Consider the following 2064-nt stretch of genomic DNA (forward strand, 5'->3'; position numbering starts at 1 on the left):
GATAGCTGATAGCTGATAGCTGATAGCTGATAGCTGATAGCTGATAGCTGATAGCTGATAGCTGATAGCTGATAGCTTTTACTTGGAGGTTCTATGTCTGATTTAGTTTTTTCTGATTCGTTTATCGACGGTGACTTTTATTCTACGAGCCAGCGTTTTAGTGTAGATAACCCTGCAACCGCAGAGGCGATTACTCAGGTCTCTAATATTGATGAAGCAGGGGTTGAACTGGCTATAAAAAGTGCTGACGAGGCATTTAGTAAGCTAAAGCAAACAACAGCAACCGAGCGCAGTGAAACGTTGCGCCGATGGTATGAGTTGGTTATTGAGCACAAGCAACAGCTTGCTGAGTTAATGACTAAAGAGCAGGGTAAGCCTTTAAAAGAAGCCTTGGGCGAAGTGGAATACGGTGCAGGCTTTATTAAATGGTTTAGTGAAGAAGCAAAGCGTAGTTATGGCGACACAATTCCTGCTACCGACAGCAAGCATCGTTTAACAACGATAAAGCAGCCAATCGGTGTAGTGGCTGGTATTACACCTTGGAATTTCCCGATTGCCATGATCACCCGTAAAGTGGCACCCGCTTATGCCGCGGGTTGTAGTTTTGTGATTAAACCTTCGGAGCATACGCCATTATGCGCTATTGCCTTAGCCTACCTTGCAGATAAAGCAGGTTTTGTAAAAGGAGCGCTGAACGTAGTGGTCTCTGAAAACGCAAAAATGGTGGGTGAGATCATGACCGAGTCGGAGCGTGTACGTAAGTTCACATTCACTGGCTCAACTGGGGTCGGTAAGCAATTACTTTCGCAGTGTGCCTCAACAATTAAACAAACGTCTATGGAACTTGGCGGTAATGCCCCATTCATTATTTTTGAAAATGCTGACTTAGATGAAGCAGTTGCAGGCCTTATGGGGGCTAAATTTAGAAACGCAGGACAAACCTGTGTTGCCGCTAACCGAATTTTTGTTCAGCGCTCAGTGCTTGAAACGGTGCTCGAAAAACTGACAGACAAAGTGGCTGAGTTAAAAGTTGGTAATGGCCTTGATGACGGGGTAGATATTGGCCCATTAATTTACCCTAAAGCAAAAGAAAAAGTGCAAAAACTTGTGCAAGATGCAGTTGATAAAGGGGCGTCGTTGATCGGTGATAACAGCGAGCTTGAAGGTAGCTTTCAAGCGCCATTAATTTTAACTGATGTTACTCCAGAGATGGATATCTATCATGATGAAGTGTTTGGCCCAGTTGTGAGCATAATCACCTTTGATGACGAGCAAGAAGTACTTCAACTTGCGAACGACGTGCCTTACGGTTTAGCTGCGTATTTTTATAGTGAAAACATCAAGCAGGTTTATCGCGTAAGCGAAGCACTTGAATACGGCATGATAGGTATTAACGAAGGTCTCATCTCAAACCCAGTAGCGCCGTTTGGCGGTGTTAAACAGTCAGGCTTAGGTCGAGAAGGCGGTCACCAAGGTCTAGATGAGTACCTAGAAGAGAAGTATCTTTGTGTTAAAATTTAAGCCATCAGACTGATAACTAAGTCCTTGCGCGCGAAATAAATTTCACGCCTACATTAAAGACAACTATTCGCACAAAGAGGATAAGAGGGCGCTGCGCTTTAGAGGAAGTGAACAATGATCTTTTGGTTTCCTCGTTCTTTTCTCATTCTCTCCTCTTTGTGCAATTACTTTCGCGCGAAATAAATTTCACGCCTATATTAAAGAGAACTATTCGCACAAAGAGGCTAAGAGGCGCTTCGCTTTAGAGGAAGTAAAAAAAATGATCTTTTGGTTTCCTCATTTTCTTCTCATTCAATTCTCTTTGTGCAAAATAAATTGAACCACAGAGGGCACAGAGGCGCTGCGCGCTACACAGAGAAAACCAAATTATCACAAAGAGATTATGAGGCGCTTCGCTTAAGAGATAAATATTCATTTGGTTTACTCATTTTCTTCTCATTCACTTCTCATTGTGCAAAACATATTGGAACCACAGAGATGTATGGACTCCCCTCCCACAGGGGGGTAACGTAATAAGCGACAAAACTTTTACAAAAGGAGTCC

The 2064-nt window shown here is 43.1% G+C and carries 1 protein-coding gene; it reads left to right on the forward strand.

What is annotated here, in order from left to right; genetic code table 11:
* The first annotated feature begins 93 nt into the window (after positions 1 to 93).
* Positions 94 to 1521, forward strand: a complete 1428-nt coding sequence (locus tag ACSFVZ_RS20395) for an NAD-dependent succinate-semialdehyde dehydrogenase (protein WP_435559511.1) — start codon at positions 94 to 96, stop codon at positions 1519 to 1521.
* The last annotated feature ends 543 nt before the right edge of the window (positions 1522 to 2064 follow it).

The sequence above is a fragment of the Pseudoalteromonas nanhaiensis genome (genome assembly GCF_051235485.1).
In the GTDB taxonomy this organism is placed as follows: domain Bacteria; phylum Pseudomonadota; class Gammaproteobacteria; order Enterobacterales; family Alteromonadaceae; genus Pseudoalteromonas; species Pseudoalteromonas lipolytica_C.

Bases quoted from the DNA above. Each gene is read 5' to 3' on its own strand.
- ACSFVZ_RS20395 (WP_435559511.1), top strand. From the start codon at position 94: ATGTCTGATTTAGTTTTTTCTGATTCGTTTATCGACGGTGACTTTTAT.